This window comes from Neisseria sp. P0009.S007 (assembly GCF_051962515.1).
Window position 1 is genome coordinate 1 of the sequence record NZ_JBQCVF010000947.1, and the last position, 373, is coordinate 373.

General features: G+C 60.1%; 1 pseudogene. It reads left to right on the top strand.

What is annotated here, in order from left to right:
* Window positions 1-373 (top strand): annotated as a pseudogene (locus ACTHS3_RS17245) (DNA polymerase III subunit alpha); the annotation flags it as partial.

Sequence of the window (373 nt, forward strand, 5' to 3'; positions counted from 1 at the left end):
GCAAAGAACACATGAACCGCCGCACCCTCGAAGCCCTGATACGCGGCGGCGCGTTCGACAGCATCGAACCCAACCGCGCCATGCTCTTGGCAAACATCGACCTCGCCATGAACAACGCCGACCAAAAAGCCGCCAACGCCAATCAGGGCGGGCTTTTCGACATGATGGAAGACGCCATCGAACCGGTGCAGCTCGTCGATGCCCCCATGTGGAGCGAATCGGAAAAACTCGCCGAAGAAAAAACCGTCATCGGCTTCTACCTCTCCGGCCACCCGTTCGGCCCATATGCCCAAGAAGTCCGCCAAATCGCCCCGACCAAATTAGGCCGTCTGAAACCGCAAGACAGCGTGCGCCTCGCCGGGTTCGTTACCGC